A 392-nucleotide genomic window follows, 5' to 3' on the forward strand; every position below is an offset into this window, starting at 1 on the left:
GCGTATGTCCGGCGCACGGCGCAGCAGCGGATGCGCCAGCAGCCCCTTCAGCTCCGACGCGAACGCCAGCGCGCCATCCGCCAGCTTCAGCGACCCCAACACCTCCAGATGCCGCGCGATCTCCGCCGGGTGGCGGATCAATCCGGCGAGCACCGCCTTGGCGAGCACGCGATCGATGCCGCCGGCGGCGCCGACGCGCTTGGCATCCTCGGTCACCGGCGGAAGCGGGGGCGTCCACTTACGCCCCGGTCCGCGCTGCCCGCCCTGCCGCGCTCCGATCGGATAGAACGGCTGACGCTGCTGGAACGTGTGGCGCCCGCGCGCGAAATGGTCGTCGAAACGCTGGCGAAACTCCGCCTGATATTCGGACTTCACGGTCGGGTCGCCGATCG

At 70.9% G+C, this 392-nt stretch carries 1 protein-coding gene; it reads right to left on the bottom strand.

The features are described 5' to 3' along the window. A partial coding sequence (locus CVH10_RS18035) for a hypothetical protein (protein WP_219924780.1) occupies positions 1 to 392 on the bottom strand: 392 nt, incomplete at both ends.

It is taken from the genome of Halomonas sp. ND22Bw (assembly GCF_003011945.1).
In the GTDB taxonomy this organism is placed as follows: Bacteria; Pseudomonadota; Gammaproteobacteria; order Pseudomonadales; family Halomonadaceae; genus Halomonas; species Halomonas halophila.